This is a genomic window from Lentzea sokolovensis, assembly GCF_033949975.1.
Lineage (GTDB): Bacteria > Actinomycetota > Actinomycetes > Mycobacteriales > Pseudonocardiaceae > Lentzea > Lentzea sokolovensis.
The window spans coordinates 186,858-205,894 of record NZ_JAXAVU010000012.1 but is presented as its reverse complement, the minus strand read 5'-3'; the positions used below and the strand labels follow the sequence as shown (position 1 = coordinate 205,894).

Genomic DNA, 19,037 nt, shown 5'->3' with positions numbered 1-19,037 from the left:
CTCGAGCACGCGAGTCCGGCTGCCGAGAAGAAGATCGCACCGGAGTCCGGCGCCGGCCGCGCGATCCTCGACCGCATCGTGCCCGCCGATCTCGACGAGAGCGAGTCACGGGCACTGCTCGACTGGCTGGACGCGGTGGCCGAACCCCGCGTCGAACGCTACTGGGAGCTGCTGAGCCTGATCAACGACCGCACACCGGCCCCGCCCAGCGTGCCTGCCTTCACCTGGCTCGCCGCCGCCCTGCGCGCACACCGGGAGCCGCCGGGGTCAGGCGAGTTCGCGGGCCCGGTTCTCCAGAGCGCGCAATCCGAGTTCGGCGCCGCGCCGCGCGGCCTGTTCGGCGGCCGACCGGGAGTCGGCGGCGCGGTCGAGGTCCCGCAGCACCACGGCGAGGTCGATCAGCGCGCGGACCTCGCCTGAGGCGTAGCCGATCCGCCGGGCCGTCGTGAGGGCCTGTTCGAACAGCCCGGCGGCGGTGTCGAGATCGGACAGAGCGCGGCGGATCTCGCCGAGCGTGATCCGGGTCGTGGTCGCCACCTGCTGGTCTCCGCCGTCCGCGACCAGGGACAGGGCGCGCGAGGCCAGGGACAGGGCCGCTTCGGCGTTGCCGGACGCGAGTTCCAGGGCAGCGAGGTTCTCCAGGGTCTCGGCCTCGCCGGCCGGGACGTTGCCGATCTCCAGGGCGCGGTCGAGGTGGGCGCGGGCCTCGTCCAGGCGGCCCTGCAGGCGCAGGGCCATGCCGAGGTAGGTGTGGCTGTCGGCGTTCGGCGCCAGGGCCAGCGCCTGCGAGAAGTGCTCGACGGCGCCGTCGATCTCGCCGAGTTCCACGGCGAGCTGGCCGAGGTTGTACAGGCCGGTGCTGACGCTGTCCGCCGGGGCCGAGCGCAGCATCTCCAGACAGCGGAGCAGGGCGTCCTTCGCGGCGGCCAGGTCTCCGGAGCGGCGGTGCACGAGGCTGAGGTTGTTCAGCACGCTCGCCTCGGCGTCCTTGTCGCCCAGCGCCCGGTACAGCTCGATGGCGTGGTCGTGGTGCTCGACGGAGCGTGCGAACTCGCCCAGCCGCAGGTAGAGGGTGCCCAGGTTCGCGTGCATCGCGGCCTCGGCCGGGCGGTGCGCGGACTTCTGGGCGGCCTGCAGGCCGTGGTGTGCCGTCGCGAGCCATTCGCCCACGTGCTGGCCGATCCAGAGGTAGCCGCGCAGCGCGTCGGCCAGCTGCCAGGCCACCTCCGAGGGGCCGTGCTCGGCCGCGTGCCGGATGGCGGCGATCAGGTTCGGACGTTCCGCGTCGAGCCACGCCAGCGCCTCGGCGGAGGTCGAGATCCGCGGTGCCGGTCCCGAGGCCGACGACGGCAGCCTCACGATGCCGGGATAGAGCAGTTCGGCACAGCGTTCGACGCCGCGCAGGTAGTGGTCGAGCAGCGCCGTCCACGAGGCCTGCTGCTCGGACGGGCTGTCCGACTCCTCGCGCAACGCGGCGGCGTAGCGGACCAGCTCGTCGTGGAACCGGTAGCGGCCGGGCACCGCCCGCACGACCAGACGCGCGATCGCCAGCACCGTCAGCAGACCCTCGGCGTCCACGTCGGCCAGCGCGGACGCCGCCTCCGCCGTGAAGTCCGGTCCCGGCACCAGTGACAGCAGCCGGAACAACCGCTGTGGCGCGGGAGGCAGCGCGGCGTAGGCGAGCTCGATCGGCGAACCGGAGATCGTCACGTCGTCCCGCCCCGCCAGGTACGCCGCCGCCACCCGCAACGCCAGCGGCAGGTGCCCGCACCGCGACGCCAGCTCCGCGTGATCACCGGGCCCGAGCAGCTTCTCCAGCAACGACGCCGACTCGGCCACCGAGAACACGTCCACCGGTACGGTCCGCGCGCCGTTCATCGCGATCAGCCCGCGCAGGTCGTCCCGCGACGTCACGATCACCCGGCACGACGCCGTCCCCGGCAGCAGCGGCCGCACCTGGTCGGGTGCGGAGGCGTTGTCCAGCAGCAGCAACATCCGGCGGCCCGACAGCAGCGACCGCAGCATCGTGCTCTGCTCGTCGGCATCGGGCGGGATCTCGTCCGGCGGCACGCCCAGCGCCCGCAGGAACCGCGACAGCACGTCCATCCCGTCCGCGGGCGCGCCCAGCGCATACCCGCGGAGGTCGACGTAGAGCTGCCCGTCCGGGAACCGGTCCCGCAGCAGATGCGCCACGCGCACGGCCAGCGTCGTCTTGCCCACCCCCGGCTGCCCCGCCAGCGTCACGATCGGCACCGACCCGCCCGCGATCAGCCCGGTGATCCGCTCCACGTGCCAGGACCGCCCGGTGAAGTCCGCGATGTCGTCCGGCAGCCGCATGGGCGACGCCGGCGCGCGTTCCGGCTCCCGCGCCACCACCGGCGCCGCCAGCTCCCGGGCCCCCATCAGGATCGCCTGGTGCAACGCCCGCAGCTCGGCGGACGGATCGATGCCCAGCTGGTCGTCCAGAGTCCGGTCGAGCTGCCGGAACGCCTCCAGCGCCTCCGCCTGCCTGCTGCAGCGGTACAGCGCGAGCATCAGCTGCCCCCAGAACCGCTCCCGCAACGGGTGGTCCCGCGTCAGCGCGAACAGCTCCGGCACCAGGTCCGCGTGGTTGCCCAGCGCGAGCTCCACGTCGATCCGCTGCTCGTGCACCGTCATCAGCAGCTCGTTCAGCCGCGGCGCGTGCTCCGAGTACAACGTCTCCGAAGGCACGTCCGACAGCACCGGCCCGCGCCACAGCTCCAACGCCTCGGCAAACGCTTTCCGCGCCGTGACCAGGTCCTCCGACGACGCCGCCGCACGTCCGCGAGCCGCCGCGTCCGCGAACCGATGCGCGTCCACGGCCAGCGGGTCCACCAGCATCCGGTAGCCGTCGGAGGCCGTCTGGATCAACGACGGATCGCCCAGCGCCGCCCTCAGCCGCATCACGTACGTCTGCAACGTCCCACGCGTGCGCGCAGGCGGTGTGTCGCCCCACACGTGCTCGACGAGTTCCGTCACGGGGACCACGCGGTTCGGCCGCAGCAGCAACGCCGCCAGCAACGCTCTGTGCTTGCCCGCGCGCAACACGACAGCGGAGCCGGCCAGGCGCACCTCCATCGGGCCGAGCAGCCGGAACTGCGGACCCGAAGCCATCGCCTACCCCTCGTGCGAGCCAGATGATCCCCGTCTGACTCACAGCCTATTAGCGCGCTGTCGCCAAGTGACATCGGCGCGTCAGCGATACGTCAGCGCCGTACGGCAATCTTCTTCATGTCCCGGTCGGGGGGCCGGGGCAACAAACTTCTCGGGTTCCGCGGAAAGTTCGCGGATCACGATCGCTGGGGGTCGAAAGGCCCAGGAGCACTCTCTGGCTCCTGGGCCTTTCGCGCATTTGACCTGCGGTTACTTCGCGTAGATGGCGTCGATGTCGGACGCGTAGGTCGTCGCCACGACAGAGCGCTTCAGCTTCAGCGACGGCGTCATCTCGCCGCCCGCCTCGGTGAAGTCCACCGGCAGCACCCGGAACTTGCGGATCGCCTCGGCCTTGGACACCGACTTGTTCGCGTCGTCCACCACGGCCTGGATCTCGGCCAGCAGGTCCGCGTCCTCGATCAGATCGGGAACCTCGGCCGACTCCGGCTTGCCGTGCGACTCCTTCCACGACGGGAAGAACTCCGGGTCGATGGTGATCAACGCGCCGATGAACGGCTGCTTGTCGCCGACGACCATGCACTGCGAGATCAGCGGGTGCGCCCGGATCCGGTCCTCGAGCTGCGCGGGGGAGACGTTCTTGCCACCGGCGGTGACGATGATCTCCTTCTTACGGCCCGTGATCTTCAGGAACCCGTCGGTGTCGAGCTCGCCGATGTCACCGGTGTGGAACCAGCCGTCCTCCAAGGCCTCCTTGGTGGCGGCCTCGTTGTTCCAGTAGCCGGTGAACACGATGTCGCCCTTGATGAGGATCTCGCCGTCCTCGGCGATCTTCACCGACGTGCCGGGCACCGGCAGGCCGACCGTGCCGACCTTCTCCTGGCCGCGGAACGTCACGCACGCCGCCGCCGACGTCTCGGTCAGGCCGTAGCCCTCGTAGACCGGGATGCCCGCGCCGCGGAAGAAGTGCGACAGCCGGTCACCCAGCGGCGCGCCACCGGAGACCGCGGCGATCGCGCGACCACCGAGGGCGGCACGCAGCTTCGTGAACACCAGCTTGTCGAACACCGCGTGCTTGATCCGCAGACCGAGGCCGGGACCGCCGTTGTCCAGGGCGCTCGAGTACGCGACCGACGTCGCCTCGGCGGCGTCGAAGATCTTGCCCTTGCCGCCGGCGTGCGCCTTCTGCTTGGCGCCGTTGTAGACCTTCTCGAACACGCGCGGCACCGCGACGACGAACGTCGGCCGGAACTGGCCGAGGTCCCCGACGAGGTTCTTGACGTCCGCCGTGTGGCCGACGGTCACCCGCGAGTACACGCAGGCCACCGCCAGAGCGCGCGCCAGGATGTGCGCGAGCGGCAGGAACAGCAGCAGCGAGTTGCCGGCCGCGAGGATCTCCGGGAACCGCGACAGCGTCGACCGCACCTCGGACAGCAGGTTGCGGTGCGTCAGCGTGCAGCCCTTGGGACGGCCGGTGGTGCCGGACGTGTAGACCAGCGTCGCCGTGTGGTCCGCCTGCACCTGCCCGCGACGCTCGTGCACCTGCTCGTCGGTGATCTCGGCACCGAGCGCGGTCAGCTCGTCGACCGCGGCCGCCGCACCGTCGATCTGCCACACGTGGCGCAGCTCGGGCAGCGTGCCGACGACGTCGTCGACCATCGCACGGTGCGAAGGCGCCTCGACGAACACCGCCTTCGCGCCGGAGTCGGACAGGATCCACTCGATCTGGTCCGCCGACGACGTCTCGTAGATGGGCACCACGACGCCGCCCGCCGCCCAGATGGCGAAGTCGAGCAACGACCACTCGTAGCGGGTCTTGGAGACCAAACCGACCCGGTCGCCCAGTTCGAGACCGGCCGCGACCATGCCCTTGGCGACTGCCATCACCTGCGCGGCGAAGTCACGCGCGGTGATGTCGATCCAGGTGCCGTCGACCTGCCTGCGGAAGCTGACGGCGTTGCCGAAGCGCTCCGCGTTGGCCCACACCATGTCGGTGAGGTTCTCCTCCGGAGCCACAGCGGCGGTGGCGGGGACGCTGAACTCGCGCACGTCAACCTCCGTACGGTGAAATGTTACTGGTGGGGAAACTTAGCGTGTGATTCCGGCGATACAAAGGCTGGTACGCCCTTCCGTTACCTTTTGTCCTCATGGCCAGCGTGGACGTCGTCGACGAGACTTTCCTCGCGGTACCACCCAGCGTGGTCGCCGCCGCCTTTGCCTCGCCCTCGTCGTGGCGAGCTTTCTGGCCTGACCTCGAACTGGACGTCTACGCCGACAGGGGCGAAGAGGGGCTGCGCTGGACCGTGGGCGGCGCACTCGTCGGCACGATGGAGGTCTGGCTCGAACCTATGCTCGACGGCACCGTGTTGCACTACTTCCTCCGCGCTGATTCTCCCGCCGGCTCGCTCACACCGCGCAACGCCCGCCGCGAGGTGCAACGCCGTCAGCTCGACGCGAAATCCGTCGCACTGGGGCTCAAGCTGACTCTGGAGGACGGTCGCCCTGCCGGCTGCCCGCCGGCAGGGTGATCTTGCTTGACGCGCGTCTCGCAGAACACCCCCATGCGGCGTCAACTAAGTTGGAACCGTGCGGGTTCATGTGGTCTCGGATGTGCACGGCAACGCTGAGGCGCTGGCGCGTGCCGGCGACGGGGCGGACGCTCTCGTCGTGCTCGGCGACCTGATCGACTTCGTCGACTACTACGACCATTCCAAGGGGATCCTCGGCCGCGTCTTCGGTGCGGAGAAGGTCGGGATCTTCGCTGAACTGAGACGCGGCACCAGGCGGGCGGACACGGCGAGCTACATCCGATCGCTGTGGGACGGACTCGACGACGCGCGTTCCGTCGTGGAAGAAGCGGTGCTGGAGCAGTACCACGCGTTGTTCAGCGCCATGTCCGCGCCGACGTACGCGACACCGGGCAATGTGGACAGTCCGCACCTGTGGCCGCAGTTCGCCCGCGACGGCGTGCACGTGCTCGACGGCGAGGCCGCGGAGATCGGCGGGCTGAGGTTCGGCTTCGCGGGCGGCGGGCTGATGGTGCCCGGACTGGTCCGCAACCCCAACGCGCCTTGGTTCCCGTACCTGCGCACGGAGGCCGACATGGCGGACGCGCTGGAGCGGATCGGCCAGGTCGACGTGCTGTGCACGCACATACCGCCGCTCGTGCCGGAACTGACCTACGACGTCGTGGCGCGCCGTCCCGAATGGGGATCGCGGGCCGCGCTGGACAAGATCGTGCGCGAGCGTCCGCGCTGGTCGGTGTTCGGGCACGTGCACCAGCCGTTGGCCAGGCGCGTGCGCGTCGGCTACACCGAGTGCGTCAACGTCGGGCACTTCCAGCGCAGCGGCAAGCCTCACGTCCTCAACTGGTAAAGACGCGAGTAACCTCCTCACACATGGCCGACGAGTCCACTCAGTCCATCGTCATCGACGCTCCGCCTGAGAAGATCATGGCGATCATCGCGGACTTCCCGTCGTACCCGGACTGGGCGAACGGGATGAAGGAAGTCGAGGTCCTCGACTCCCGCGACGACGGCCGTGCCGAGCAGGTGCGGTTCGCGATCGACCAGGGTCCCGTGAAGGACGAGTACACCCTGAAGTACGACTGGGCCGCCGACGGTCTGTCGGTGAAGTGGCAGCTCGTCAAGGGCACCATGCAGAAGGCGCAGCAGGGCAGCTACGTGCTGGCGCCGTCCGGCACCGGCACCAAGGTCACCTACACGCTGTCGGTGCAGCTGGTGATCCCGATGATCGGGCTGTTCCGCCGCAAGGCCGAGAAGCTGATCCTCGACACCGCGCTCAAGGAACTCAAGAAGCGCGCGGAGAAGGCGGCTTGAGCCGGGTCCTGCTCTTCACCGGCAAGGGCGGGGTCGGCAAGACGACGCTGTCGGCCGCGACGGCCGCCTCGCTGGCCGCGCACGGCCGCAAGGCGCTCGTGGTCTCCACCGATCCCGCGCACTCGCTGGGGGACGCGCTCGACGTGCGTCTCGGTGCCGAACCGTCCGAAGTGGACGGGTCGGATGGCTTGTTCGCCTGCCAGATCGACCCTCGCGGTCTCGTCGACGAGGCCTGGGGTGATCTGCGCGGACACCTGCGGACCGTGCTCGCGGGCGCCGGTGTCGACGAGCTCGACGCCGAGGAACTGACCGTGCTGCCCGGTGTCGAGGAACTCCTCGCGCTGGCGGAGGTACGACGGCTCGCGTCGTCCGGGCCGTGGGAGGTCGTGGTCGTCGACTGCGGGCCGACCGCGGAGACGTTGCGGCTGCTGTCGCTGCCCGAGGCGTTCGCCGGCTATCTCGAACGGCTCTTCCCGACGCACCGGCGCGTGGTGCGCGGCCTGCTCGCGGGCGTCGCCGGCACCGGGACCGTCGAGAAGTGGGACGCGACGGCCGACGCGCTGAGCCGGCTCGCCGAGCGGCTGGACGCGTTGCGTTCGATGCTCACGGACTCGTCGTCGTGCTCGGTGCGGCTCGTGCTGACGCCGGAACGCGTCGTCGCCGCCGAGACCCGTCGCACGCTGACCGCGTTGGCGTTGCAGGGAATCCGGGTCGACAGCGTGATCGCGAACCGGCTGGTGCCCTCGCCGGGTGCCGCGCGCGGTGCCGCCGCCTCGTGGCTGCGCACGCGTCGCCACGAGCAGGACGCGGTGCTGGCCGAACTGACCGGGATCGGTGAGATCCGCACGGTCGACCACCGCGCGTCGGAGCCCGTGGGCGTTTCGGCGCTGCTGGAGGTCGCCGAGCAGCTGTACGGCGACTCGGACCCGTTGCCGGGCGCCACGGTCTCGGAGTCGTTGCTGGAGGTGTCGGGCAGCGGTCGCGGACTCGACGCCCGATATTCGTTGCGGATCGCTTTGCCGCTGGCCGACGACACGGAGCTGGACCTCGCGCGCGTGAGCGACGACCTGGCGCTGACCGTCGACGGCCGGCGTCGGCTCGTGGCGCTGCCGTCGTTGCTGAGGCGCTGCATCGTCACCGGTGCGGAGATGGACTCGGGTGGCGTGACGGTGGGGTTCCGCCCGGACCCTTCCCTCTGGCGCTGATCAGGAGCTTGTAGATGACTCAGGACAACACCGGCAAGCTCGCCGAGGAGCTGCGGCTGCTCATCGACACGGCCGCCGAGCGCATGCAGCCGTGGCTGCAGCGCGTCTCCGAGGCGGGCGACGGTTCGCACACGCCCGAGACGTGCGGCTGGTGTCCGTTGTGCAACGGCGTGGCACTGCTGCGCGGCGACCGTTCCGAACTGGCCGCGAAGGCCGCCGAACACGCGGCGGGCCTGGTCGCGGTGCTGCGTGCGGCCCTGCGCGAGCCCGGTACCCCGGCTCCTTCGGCGGGCGCCGAGGAGCCCGCGCATGACTCCGGCACGGGACAGCGCGTGCAGCACATCAAGGTCGTCAGGAAGACCGACTAGTGCTCACGGTCGGAGTGGACATCGGTGGCACCAGCGTGCGCGCTGGCGTCGTGGACCCGCGTGGCTCGGTGCTGGACACCTCGCGCGCGCCCACCCCGGCGGGCGAACGCGCTCTCGAAGACGCGATCGTCGCCGCCGTGGAGGAGGTGGCGGACCGCCACGCCGTGAACGCCGTCGGGCTGGCCGTGGCGGGGTTCATCGCCTCAGACCGCCGCACGGTCCGTTTCGCGCCTCACCTGGCGTGGCGGCAGGCCGACGTGGCCGACCGCATGAGCGATCGCCTCGGCATGCCGGTCGTCCTGGAACACGACGCGAACGCCGCCGCCCTCGCCGAACACCGCTTCGGCGCCGCCCGAGGCGCCAAGACCGCTGTTCTGGTCGCCATCGGCACGGGCATCGGAGCCGCGCTGCTGCTCAACGGCGAGGTCTTCCGCGGCGCGTACGGAGTCGCCCCCGAACTGGGCCACCTGCGCGTCGTCCCGGACGGCCGCCCCTGCCCGTGCGGCAAGAACGGCTGCTGGGAGCGCTACTGCAGCGGCACGGCCCTGAGCGCCACGGCGGTGGAACTGCTCGCCAAGCACCCCGGCGTCTCCACCGTCCTGGCCCGCGAGGCCGCCGGCGACTCCCGCGCGGTGACCGGCCGCCGGGTGGCGGGCGCGGCCCGCGACGGCGACCCGCTGGCCAAGCGCGCGATGGCCGACCTGGCCCGCTGGCTCGGCGAGGGCCTGGCACTCGTCGCCGACGTCTACGACCCCGAGGTGATCGTCATCGGGGGAGGCGTGTCGACGTCGGCGCCGCTGTTCCTCGACGACGCCCGTGAGCGCTACGCCGCCGTGGTGACGGGAGCGGGCCACCGCCCGCTGGCCCGGATCCGCACCGCCCAACTCGGCGACGACGCCGGCATCGTGGGCGCGGCGACCCTGGCCCGCGAGATGGCAGCGCAGATGGCCTCCCAGACGACCGCACCGGCGGCGAAGAACCACTCGCGTCGTTCCTGAGCTACTTCCCGAGGGGGTCGTGGCCCCAGTTCATCAGGGAGTAGTGCCTGCGGCTGTCCTCGACGTCGCCTTCCAGCCGCTGGGCGAGGTGCCGGTGCACGTAGCCGACGACCTTGCGCATGTGGTCGAAGTCGGCGTCGGTCAGGTCGTCGCGCTTCGTCTTCGGCAACGACACGATGCGGCGGCCTGACGCGTGCCCGGTCGACTCGCCGGAGCGGGTCTGCTCCTGCTCGTCGTCGTTCACGCCGCCTCCTTCTGGCCGGGTTGACGCGTCCGAACGGGGTACCCGTCCGGCATGACGAAGCATCCCTACGAACCGGGTGACGAGGTCGAGTGGTCGAGCCACGGCTCGACGACGCACGGCGAGGTGAAGGAAGAGATCACCGAGGAGACGGAGGCGGCGGGCCGCAAGGTGAAGGCCTCGGAGGACGAGCCTCAGTACCGCGTGGAGAGCGCGAAGAGCGGCAGAGACGCGGTGCACAAGCCGTCCGCACTGCGCCGGCGTTCGAAGTCCGGCTAGCCCTCCGCCGGTCACACGCTCATGAGCCGGCCGAGCCGCTTCCTGGCGAAGTCGATGAAGGGAACGGCGTCCACGAGCTCACAGCGGGCAGCTCCGATGGCCTGACGACGGGCTTGTCCCTGGGCAGCCCAGTCAGCGCCCACCCGCGGGAAATGGGTGTTGTCGTCATTGCCGACGTCAGGCGCTTCCACCCAGACCCGTTCGCCTTCGACGAGGTAGGGGAACCTGCGCAGCTTCGTCCGATGAACGGGCAACAGCGATTCCGCGTGGTGCAGGAACGAGTTGCGGTTGTGCCCGACACCGAGCAGCACGATCTGCGCCCGCAGTTCGTAAAGCCTGCTGAACGGCGAGTCCGCTCCCAGCGCGTAGGCGAACGGCTGGCGTTCGGTGATGTACTCCGCGGCCGCGCCGAGCGCCGCGACCGAAGCCTGCGGATGCCGGCTGCGTCGTCGGCCCGGCTCTGTCAGCACTGCGTTGGGAACAGCGCCCATGCCCGCGGGGAATGCGTCGTGGAACAGCGGTACGCGCGCCCTCGCCGCCTCGACCTCAGGGACACCAGCGGTGCGGCAGTCCGGACGCGGATCGGTGATCACGTCACCGGTGAACGCGGGGACGACGACCGTGCCCGCTTCGCCCACGCATTTCCTCAGAGCGTGCAGAACCGTCCCCGCACCTCCGGCCACCTCGCCGAACGCTGAGAGGGACGAGTGCACGACGATCGTCGCGCCCTTGGCCACGCCCAGCTCCTGGAAACCTCGGTACAGAAGATCGAAATCAACCGGATCGGCGTCTCGTCTGTTCAGCTCCACGAGGTCAACTGCACCAGAGGCCTGCAGGGCTTTGCAACAGCTCGTTTGCGGACGAAGTCAAAAGACCTGTTGCAAAGGTGCAGGTCAGCGAGACTGATATATCGATTTGGGGAATGTCGCGGCGGGCGTGTCGGGGTTGTTCACCCGCCGCGAGCATCCAGCTCGAACGTCCGGCGGAAGAGGGCCGGACCCAGATCTAGCGGCCGAGCAGGCGCAGGATGCGCGGGCGGCGCTTGGCGCGCTCCGCGTCCTTCTTGCTCAGGGTCGCCATGGCGCGGGCCATCATCAGGTGCTGCATCTGGTCCATGGGCGACACGGTAAGCACGACCGAATCGTTATCTGAAGGTTTGAGTGGCTGTTATCACGTCGTTACCAAGCAAGACGTGACGTGTCACACCTGGGCGCCGTCATCCCAGCCGGAGTCGGGCGGCGGGGTGTTGCGCATGCGCAGGATCAGCCAGCCGACACCCGCGCACAGCGCCACCAGGGACAGCGGGGTGCCGATGCGCGACTGCAGTCCGAAGATGCCGGGCGCGACCAGCAGCAGGATGCCCAGTACGAACAGGCCGAGCGCCGCGAGCGTGGAGGCGCGCAGCACCGGGAACGGCGGCGGCTCCGGCGGGACGTAGTGGTCCTCGTCGGCCGGATCACGGGCTTCGGGCTCGTCAACGGGCTCCGGTGACGGTTCGTCGGCCACGGCGGTGCGTGGTTCCGGTTCTTGCGGGCTCGCCTCGTCGAGGTCGAGCCAGTTCTTGCCGACCCCGTCCCGTTCGAGACCCGCGACGATCTCGGCAAAGAGCTCGTCGACGTTCTCCGGGCCGTCGGTCGAGTCGCGCCGGGCGTTCATCCAGAGCCTCTCCCACGTGCCGCCACCCTCTGACCCCACATCGTTGCACGGGCGGGATGTGTTGCGGGTTACGGCAGACGGCCCAGTCACGTCCCCGGTTCCGCTTCCCGGCCCGCGTTCTGGCACGGCCGTGACGCACTAACTCGGGACTCGTTGTGTGAGGTGCGGTCGGCTCCGTAGGCTGATTGTCGGGATCAAGGTTTCGCGGGGTCTTAAGGGAGGCGCTTCCCAAGGTGCTGTACTGGTTGATGAAGCACGTCCTCCTGGGACCGATTCTGCGGCTGTTCTTCCAGCCGAAGATCATCGAGGGCGCCGAGAACATCCCGAAGGACGGCGGCGCCATCCTGGCGAGCAACCACCTCGCCGTCTCCGACTCGTTCTTCCTGCCGTTGATGCTGTCGCGGCGCATGACCTTCCCGGCGAAGATCGAGTACTTCACCGGCAAGGGGATCAAGGGCAGGCTGCAGAAGTGGTTCTTCACCGGCGTCGGCCAGGTGCCGATCGACCGGTCCAGCGCGTCCGCCGCGCAGGGAGCGCTCGACACCGGCGTGCGGATCGTGCGCGAGGGCAAGCTGCTCGGCATCTACCCCGAGGGCACGCGTTCGCCGGACGCCCGCCTCTACAAGGGCAAGGTCGGCGTCGCGTGGATCGCGCTGGAGTCCGGTGCGCCGGTCATTCCCGTCGCGATGTTCGGCACGGACAAGGCGAACCCCATCGGCTCGAAGATGTGGAAGCCGTACCCGATCCGGATCAAGATCGGCAAGCCGCTCGACTTCTCCCGCTACGAGGGGCTGTCCGGCGACAGGTTCGTGCTGCGCTCGATCACCGACGAGATCATGTACGCGTTGATGGAGCTCTCCGGTCAGGAGTACGTCGACGTCTACGCGGCGAAGGCCAAGGAGCAGACCGCGGACGTGCCGGAACAGGGCAAGAAGGGCGACCGGGTGCCCGAGAAGAAGGCGAGCTGAGCGCACCCCTAGGGTGTCGCGGTGCGGTTTTTCTACGACTGTGAGTTCATCGAGGACGGGCTGACGATCGACCTAGTGTCGATCGGTGTGGTCGACGAGGAAGGCCGCGAGTTCTACGCCGTGTCCACCGAGTTCGATCCCGATCGCGCGGGACCGTGGGTGCGGCAGAACGTGCTCAACCAGCTGCCCTCGCCCGCGGACAAGGCGTGGCGCGGCCGCGAGCGCATCCGCGAGGACCTGCTCGACTTCCTCAACGCCCGCAACGCGGCGCGCGACGAGGTCGAGCTGTGGGCGTGGTTCGCCGCCTACGACCACGTGGCGCTGGCGCAGCTGTGGGGTGCGATGCCGGCGTTGCCGCGCGCGCTGCCCCGCTTCACGCGTGACCTGCGGCAACGCTGGGACGACGTCGGCCGCCCCAGGCTGCCCGCTCCTCCGGCGGACGCGCACGACGCCCTCGCCGACGCGCGGCACAACCTCGCGCGGTGGAAGGTGATCGAGGAGCAGCGGCGGAAAATCGGGTTTCCCGTCCGGTAAGTGAGACCCGCGTTGCTGCACCGATACAGCTCGTGACAGTCTGCGTGACACAGAACACGAGAGATGGGGAAGCAGATGCGCATCGGTGTGCTCACTGGCGGTGGTGACTGCCCCGGTCTGAACGCCGTGATCCGGGCCGTGGTCCGCAAGGGCATCAAGGCACACGGCTGGGAGATCGTCGGGTTCCGCAACGGGTGGCAGGGCCCGATCGAGAACCTCACCAAGGAGATCGGCCTCGCGGACGTCGAGGAGATCCTCACCCGCGGTGGCACAATCCTGGGCTCGTCGCGCACGAACCCCTACAAGGTAGAGGGCGGTGTCGACCGCATCCGCGAGACCATCGCGGCGAACAACATCGACGCCATCATCGCGATCGGCGGCGAGGACACCCTCGGTGTCGCGAAGCGCCTGACCGATGACGGCATCGGCGTCGTCGGTGTGCCGAAGACGATCGACAACGACCTCGGCGCCACGGACTACACGTTCGGCTTCGACACGGCCGTGCACATCGCGACCGAGGCCATCGACCGCCTGCGCACCACGGCCGAGTCGCACCACCGTGCGCTCGTCGTCGAGGTCATGGGCCGTCACGCCGGTTGGATCGCGCTGCACTCCGGTCTCGCCGGTGGCGCGAACGTCATCCTCGTGCCCGAGCGCCCGTTCAACGTCGACAAGGTCGTCGGATGGGTCGAGCGCCGCTTCGAGAGCGAGTTCGCGCCGATCATCGTCGTCGCCGAGGGCGCGATCCCCGAGGGCGGCGCCGAGATGCTGCACTCCGGTGAGCGCGACGCCTTCGGTCACGTCCGCCTCGGTGGCGTCGGTCAGTGGCTCGCGGAGGAGATCGCGGACCGCACCGGCAAGGAGTCCCGCGCGGCCATCCTCGGCCACATCCAGCGCGGTGGCACGCCGACCGCCTACGACCGCGTCCTCGCGACCCGCTTCGGCCTGCACGCCGTCGACGCCGTCGCCGCCGGTGACTTCGGCACCATGGTCGCGCTGCGCGGCACCGACATCGTGCGCGTGAAGCTGTCCGAGGCGACGGCCGAGCTCAAGACGGTCCCGACCGAGCGTTACGAAGAGGCTGAGGTCTTCTTCGGCGCCTGATGTCCGGGTCTGATCTCTGGGCCTGATCTTCGGGCCTGATCTTCGGGCCTGACCTGGCCTGATCCGGCGACATCCAATATCCGATATATCGGTTATGCAAGAGACGTTTGCGGACGACCGCAAACGTCTTTTGCACAAGGGTCGCGGTCCCGCTCGCTGGGACTCGCGCTGTGATCGCTCTTCCGCTGACTGCGATGGTGAATTCACCAACCGTTGAGCAGTCGAGGGAGACCTGATGAGCGACGCGCGAATCGTCCTGCCCGAGCCGGACGCCGACGAGACAGGGCCCTACACCCACCTGGGATTCGCCACGGCCAGGCCGGGCCAGGAGGACGAGGTCGAGGCGCTGATCCTCGGTCTCGTCGAGCCGTTGCGCGCGGAGCCGGGCTCGATCGAGTTCCACGTCCACCGCGACCGGGCCGACCGGTCGCAGTTCGTGATCTACGAGATGTTCCGGTCGAAGCAGGACCTGGAGAAGCACCTCGCCGAGCCCTACGTCCAGGAGTTCCGGCGCGCGATCCAGCCGCTCGTGGAAGGACCCCTGGTCCAGCGGTTCCTGCGCATGTCCAGCGCTCTGCCGGCGGTGAGGTAGCCGTGGGACTGCTGATCATCGCCATCGTCACGCTGCTCTTCATGCTCACCCGCCGTCTGTGGGGCAGGTTCACCGGCACTCCGCTGCCGCAGATCACCGCACGTCCTGGCAGTGGCTTTCTGACCCGTCTGGGCAAGTCGCGGACTCGTCCCGTCAACCCGCCGCCGAAACCGAGGACCGCCTCATCGGCACGACCGGCCCGCCACGACTGCGACGTGCTCGTCGTCGGCGCCGGTCCGAGCGGTCTGATGACGGCGGCGCTGCTGGTTCGCCAGGGCGTCAGGGTGTGCGTGGTCGACGCCAACGCCGGTCCCGCCACGGAGTCGAGGGCGTTCGCCGTCCAGGCCCGCACCATCGAGCTGTTCCGCGGCATCGGACTCGCCGAAGAGTTGCTCGAACGCGGCGTCGTCACGACCGGCATCCGCTTCCACATCAGGGGCAGGCAGGCCGGAGGCCTCGACTTCGACCGCGCGAAGGCGGCGACCACGCCGTACCAGTTCATCCTGATGGCGCCGCAGTCCGAAGTGGAGGAAGTGCTGCTCCAGGACCTCGCGAGGCATGGCGTCACAGTCCGGCGCGGCATGAGGCTCACCGAACTGAACCAGACCGAAGACGCCGTCACCGCGGTCATCGGAGAGCGGACCATCACCGCCCAGTACGTCGTCGGCGCGGACGGTGCCCACAGCACGGTCCGCCGGCAACTCGGGCTCAGCTTCGACGGCGACAAGTACGGCCAGCGCTATCTGCTGGCCGACTGCAAGGTCGAGTGGCCGCTCGACCACGCGCACTTCCGGGTGTTCATGAACCGCGACCGCATCGGCCTCTTCCTGCCCCTGAAAGGCGCCGAGACCTCACGCGTGATGGTCACCGACTTCGGCGACTCCGGAGCGGACTTCGACCTGGGGATCCTGCAAGCCGAGCTGCGCAGGGCGATGAACCTGCCCGTCACCCTCAGCGCCCCGATCTGGACCAGCCGCTACCAGGTCCACCTGCGCGGCGTCGACGACTACCGCCGCGGCAGGGGGTTCCTCGTCGGCGATGCCGCCCACATCCACTCCCCGGCGGGCGGCCAGGGCATGAACACCGGTCTGCACGACGCCGCCAACCTCGCCTGGAAGCTCGCGGCGGCGATCAACGACGACGTGGACCTGCTCGACACCTACTCCGCCGAACGTCATCCGGCCGGCGTGCGGCTGCTGAAGTTCACCGACCGCCTCTACCGGGTCGCGGCGGGCCTGCGCGGCTGGCAGGCGTGGCTGCGCGACACGGCGGGGCCGTTCCTCATCGGACGGATGTCGGCGGCGCCGATCCCGCACCGCAAGTCGTTCCACCGCCTCTCGCAACTGAGCCTCGGCTATCGGCCCAGCGAGATCAACGTCAACGAGCTGCTCTACTCGCTCAAGGGCCCACTGGCGGGCCAGCGCGTTCCCGACGCCAGGATCAACGACCGCGAGCAGGTGTTCGACCTTCTGCAGGGCTATCAGCTGCACGTGATCGCGTTGTCCCGCAAGCATCTCACCGCGACCGAGATCACCGAGCACACGACAGCCCTGAACCAGCTCGGCGTCACGAGTCACCTCGTCGCCCGCGTCGAAGCCAGGCCGGACGGCCGGGTGCACCGCGCCGACTCGGCGCAGGTGTTCGAGCACTACGGCCTCACCGAACCGGACTCGCAGGCCCTCTACGTCATCCGCCCGGACGGCCACGTCGCCTGGCGCTGCGACGAACTCGACTTCGAGGCATGCCAAAGGTTCCTCGCCACGGTGCGCAGCCCGGCCACACGGCAAATCCAAGCCGCATAGCGAGAAGGGGCCCGGCGAACCGGGCCCCTCTTCTCACACCATCGCCGGCGATATGTCCATGTGCACGCGATAGTCGACGATCTCGTCCCCGGACATCCAGATCACCGTCACGCAAGGCAACGCGAGCTGTTTGCCGTCCGGTGCCTCGGTCTCGATGGTGAACCGGCAGAACAGCTGGTCTCCGACCTCCGCGACCTGGTCGACCACGTGCCGCACCCACGGCAACGCACCGGCGGCACCAGCGGTCGCCGCCACGACGGCCGCACGCCCGATCAACGGCTCGTTGTTGCCGAACGTGTAGGTGGCATCGGCAGCGAACCACGCACCGAACGCTTCGGCGTCACCGGAATCGACCGCGGCACACATCTGCCGCACCATGTCGGCCCGGCTCATGGCTTCTTCTGCAGCGAAAGCCCGTGCTGCACCATGATCTCCGCGACCAGCTTCATGTCCCGCGGCCCCGGCGGCAGCTCCGACAACGCCTGGTAGTAGTTCTCCAGCCCCGGCGGCGACACGACGGCCACGACGCGCGTCTCCTCGTCGAACGGGTTGTGGAACATGTGCGGCACCCCGCGCGGCATCAGCAGCGAATCCCCCGGCCCCAGCACGTGTTCCTCGCCGTCCAGCTCGACGACGACGCGTCCCTGCACGCACGTGAACAGCTCGTCCTCGCGGCTGTGGATGTGCGTGGGCGGCCCGCCCAGGTTCGGCGGCACGACGTACTCGAACAGCGAGTAGGCGCCCTTGGTGTCCGCGCCGGTCAGCCGCGTGTAGATGCCCAGGCCGATCGCGCCGACGTTCGTGCCCTCACCGCTGCGGTAGACGTGATGCTTCACGGGGGTTTCCATGATCTCCAACCTCGTTTCGACTGATCCGGGCGAGCAACTGGGGCGTGACCTTGCGGTACGCCGACGGCGCGACCGGGTTGAGCCAGTGCGACGCGCGGGTCATCCGGCCGATCTGCAGGCCGAGGTCCGCGAGCACCTCGTCGGCGTTCTTCAGCGAGAACGGGATGATCTTCGTGCCGCGGCAGTGGTGCGTGTTCGTCGCCTCGTCCATGAACGCGAGCTGCGCGGCCACGTCCGCCCGGCGCGCGGCGGCGTCCGGCAGCGAGAGCGCTCCCGCGAGATCGGCCGCGATCCACAACGCCGCCATCTCCGCGTTGAGCGGGCTGAAGAACGACGAGTTGTAGCCGTTGAAGTAGAGCCCGGGCACGCCGATCGGCTGGATCTGCCGGTACAGCGCGAAGTTGCCGCGCTCGTCGAACAGCCGCTCCTGCACGGAGTCCGGCAGGAACGGCACGCCCTGCGTGAACCCGGTGGCGCAGACGATCAGGTCGGCGGGCAGCACCGTGCCGTCCGAGAGCTCCGCGCCACCGGCCTTGAGCAGCGCGATCGTCCTGTCGCGGTGCACGCGGATCTCGCCCGACTCGACGCCCTCGAAGAACCCCTCGGTCGCGAGTCCGATCGCGCCCTTGACGATGTCCTCCATCTGCCCGGACGGCACCAGGTCGTGCCGCGCCAGCCCGAACTGCCTGACCGAAACCGATCCGAGCGAGTTGAGCATCGAGCGCCGCATCCCATTCGCGGGGCCGTGCAGGAACTTCTCGAACCCGCGCAGCCACCGGTAGCGGAACAGCGCCTCGCCCATGCGGGTCAGCAGCAGCATCTTGAAGTTGACGACGCCGCCGATCTTGCGCGGGACCTTCCACAGCAGCTGCCGCGCGATGATGTCCGTGCTGGCGGCGACACCGCTGATCGGCACCGTCACGTCGCACGCCGACTTGCCGTACCCGACGACGAGCGCGTGCTTGTCCCGCGCCTCCTCGACGTCGAGGAACTCGGTGCCCGCGAGCACTCGCCCGCCTGCCGCCTCGAACTCCTCACGGCCGGGAAACTCCGGTACGGACGGCTCGCAGAACACGCCGTTGGCCACGATCACGCTGTCGTAGCGATACGTCGTGCCGGTGTGCGTGGTCAGGTCCCACGCGTTGCCAACGGGCACGACGGACGTCACCGTCGTCTCCAGGCGCAGACAGGCGTCGACGCCGAAGTGCCAGGTGTAGGCCTCCAGGTAGGCCTGCACCTGCTCGCCGGTCGGCCATTCCGGCAGTTCTTTCGGCATCGGGAAGTCGGAGAACGAGTACTGGGCCTTCGGGCTCTGCGTGGTGAGGCCGGGGTAGCGCCTGGTGCGGCTCCACACACCGCCGACGTCCGGTGTCCGGTCGAACACCTCGACCTCGTGCCCTGCCTGCAGCAGCACCTTGGCGGTGGTGAGGCCGGCGACTCCGGCGCCGATGATCGCTACTCGCATCCTGGT

Annotated in this window: 21 protein-coding genes; 12 read left to right on the top strand and 9 right to left on the bottom strand. The window is 69.5% G+C overall.

From position 1 onward, the window contains the following. Nucleotides 1-267: 267 nt before the first annotated feature. The gene (locus tag SK854_RS29540; protein WP_319978385.1) at nt 268-3,135 is read right to left on the bottom strand and encodes an AfsR/SARP family transcriptional regulator; all 2,868 of its coding nucleotides are present in this window, start codon (nt 3,133-3,135) and stop codon (nt 268-270) included. 249 nt (nt 3,136-3,384) lie between these two features. Next, complete coding sequence (locus SK854_RS29535) at nt 3,385-5,181, bottom strand: AMP-dependent synthetase/ligase (RefSeq protein ID WP_319978384.1); 1,797 nt, start codon at nt 5,179-5,181, stop codon at nt 3,385-3,387. A gap of 98 nt (nt 5,182-5,279) precedes the next feature. Here SK854_RS29535 and SK854_RS29530 point away from each other — a divergent pair, with 98 nt between their 5' ends. Genes SK854_RS29530 through SK854_RS29505 form a run of 6 tightly spaced genes read left to right on the top strand, consistent with a single transcriptional unit; the run spans nt 5,280 to nt 9,542 of the window. Next, the gene (locus tag SK854_RS29530) at nt 5,280-5,660 is read left to right on the top strand and encodes a polyketide cyclase / dehydrase and lipid transport (protein ID WP_319978383.1); all 381 of its coding nucleotides are present in this window, start codon (nt 5,280-5,282) and stop codon (nt 5,658-5,660) included. Between the two features lie 58 nt (nt 5,661-5,718). Beyond that, nucleotides 5,719-6,507: a metallophosphoesterase family protein gene (locus SK854_RS29525; protein ID WP_319978382.1), complete on the top strand. Its 789-nt coding sequence runs from the start codon at nt 5,719-5,721 to the stop codon at nt 6,505-6,507. A 23-nt stretch (nt 6,508-6,530) separates the two neighbouring features. After that, a complete protein-coding gene (locus SK854_RS29520; RefSeq protein ID WP_093599897.1) occupies nt 6,531-6,971 on the top strand; it encodes an SRPBCC family protein in 441 nt (146 codons plus the stop codon). Then, nucleotides 6,968-8,176: an ArsA family ATPase gene (locus SK854_RS29515; protein WP_319978381.1), complete on the top strand. Its 1,209-nt coding sequence runs from the start codon at nt 6,968-6,970 to the stop codon at nt 8,174-8,176. The genes SK854_RS29520 and SK854_RS29515 overlap by 4 nt, the downstream gene beginning before the upstream one ends. Nucleotides 8,177-8,190: 14 nt before the next feature. After that, a complete protein-coding gene (locus tag SK854_RS29510) occupies nt 8,191-8,544 on the top strand; it encodes a hypothetical protein (RefSeq protein WP_319978380.1) in 354 nt (117 codons plus the stop codon). Then, nucleotides 8,544-9,542, top strand: coding sequence for an ROK family glucokinase (locus SK854_RS29505; protein WP_319978379.1), 999 nt, complete (start codon nt 8,544-8,546; stop codon nt 9,540-9,542). Before SK854_RS29510 ends, SK854_RS29505 begins: the two co-directional genes overlap by 1 nt. A gap of 1 nt (nt 9,543) precedes the next feature. On the opposite strand, the gene SK854_RS29500 is transcribed toward SK854_RS29505, so the two are convergent. Further along, nucleotides 9,544-9,849, bottom strand: coding sequence for a DUF3140 domain-containing protein (locus tag SK854_RS29500; RefSeq protein ID WP_406601842.1), 306 nt, complete (start codon nt 9,847-9,849; stop codon nt 9,544-9,546). On the opposite strand from SK854_RS29500, the gene SK854_RS29495 reads away from it, so the two are divergent. Beyond that, a complete protein-coding gene (locus SK854_RS29495) occupies nt 9,838-10,062 on the top strand; it encodes a hypervirulence associated TUDOR domain-containing protein (RefSeq protein ID WP_319978378.1) in 225 nt (74 codons plus the stop codon). The two genes, SK854_RS29500 and SK854_RS29495, sit on opposite strands and share 12 nt — an antisense overlap. 11 nt (nt 10,063-10,073) lie before the next feature. Here SK854_RS29495 and SK854_RS29490 read toward each other — a convergent pair whose 3' ends face one another. The 3 genes from SK854_RS29490 to SK854_RS29480 all read right to left on the bottom strand — a co-directional run bounded on the left by SK854_RS29490 (nt 10,074) and on the right by SK854_RS29480 (nt 11,718). Beyond that, nucleotides 10,074-10,871: an aminoglycoside N(3)-acetyltransferase gene (locus SK854_RS29490; protein ID WP_319978377.1), complete on the bottom strand. Its 798-nt coding sequence runs from the start codon at nt 10,869-10,871 to the stop codon at nt 10,074-10,076. 196 nt (nt 10,872-11,067) lie between these two features. Continuing rightward, on the bottom strand, nt 11,068-11,196 hold the full coding sequence (locus SK854_RS29485; RefSeq protein WP_319978376.1) for a hypothetical protein: 129 nt from the start codon (nt 11,194-11,196) through the stop codon (nt 11,068-11,070). A gap of 66 nt (nt 11,197-11,262) precedes the next feature. Then, a complete protein-coding gene (locus SK854_RS29480; RefSeq protein WP_319978375.1) occupies nt 11,263-11,718 on the bottom strand; it encodes a hypothetical protein in 456 nt (151 codons plus the stop codon). A 233-nt stretch (nt 11,719-11,951) separates the two neighbouring features. Here SK854_RS29480 and SK854_RS29475 point away from each other — a divergent pair, with 233 nt between their 5' ends. From SK854_RS29475 to SK854_RS29455, 5 genes are all read left to right on the top strand, one after another. After that, nucleotides 11,952-12,686: a lysophospholipid acyltransferase family protein gene (locus SK854_RS29475; protein WP_319978374.1), complete on the top strand. Its 735-nt coding sequence runs from the start codon at nt 11,952-11,954 to the stop codon at nt 12,684-12,686. 21 nt (nt 12,687-12,707) lie between these two features. Next, entirely contained in the window at nt 12,708-13,220 is a 513-nt protein-coding gene (locus tag SK854_RS29470; protein ID WP_319978373.1) for a polyadenylate-specific 3'-exoribonuclease AS, read from the top strand. 75 nt (nt 13,221-13,295) lie between these two features. Next, nucleotides 13,296-14,324, top strand: coding sequence for a 6-phosphofructokinase (locus tag SK854_RS29465; RefSeq protein WP_319978683.1), 1,029 nt, complete (start codon nt 13,296-13,298; stop codon nt 14,322-14,324). A gap of 235 nt (nt 14,325-14,559) precedes the next feature. Further along, entirely contained in the window at nt 14,560-14,916 is a 357-nt protein-coding gene (locus tag SK854_RS29460) for a putative quinol monooxygenase (RefSeq protein ID WP_319978372.1), read from the top strand. A gap of 2 nt (nt 14,917-14,918) precedes the next feature. After that, complete coding sequence (locus SK854_RS29455) at nt 14,919-16,718, top strand: FAD-dependent monooxygenase (RefSeq protein WP_319978371.1); 1,800 nt, start codon at nt 14,919-14,921, stop codon at nt 16,716-16,718. 33 nt (nt 16,719-16,751) lie between these two features. Here the strand turns inward: SK854_RS29455 and SK854_RS29450 are convergent, their stop codons facing one another. From SK854_RS29450 to SK854_RS29440, 3 genes are read right to left on the bottom strand one after another with little or no spacing between them, the layout of a single operon-like run. Beyond that, the gene (locus tag SK854_RS29450) at nt 16,752-17,111 is read right to left on the bottom strand and encodes a nuclear transport factor 2 family protein (protein ID WP_319978370.1); all 360 of its coding nucleotides are present in this window, start codon (nt 17,109-17,111) and stop codon (nt 16,752-16,754) included. Beyond that, nucleotides 17,108-17,566, bottom strand: a complete 459-nt coding sequence (locus tag SK854_RS29445; RefSeq protein WP_319978369.1) for a cupin domain-containing protein — start codon at nt 17,564-17,566, stop codon at nt 17,108-17,110. Before SK854_RS29445 ends, SK854_RS29450 begins: the two co-directional genes overlap by 4 nt. Next, entirely contained in the window at nt 17,526-19,031 is a 1,506-nt protein-coding gene (locus tag SK854_RS29440; protein ID WP_319978368.1) for a flavin-containing monooxygenase, read from the bottom strand. The genes SK854_RS29445 and SK854_RS29440 overlap by 41 nt, the downstream gene beginning before the upstream one ends. Between the last annotated feature and the right edge of the window lie 6 nt (nt 19,032-19,037).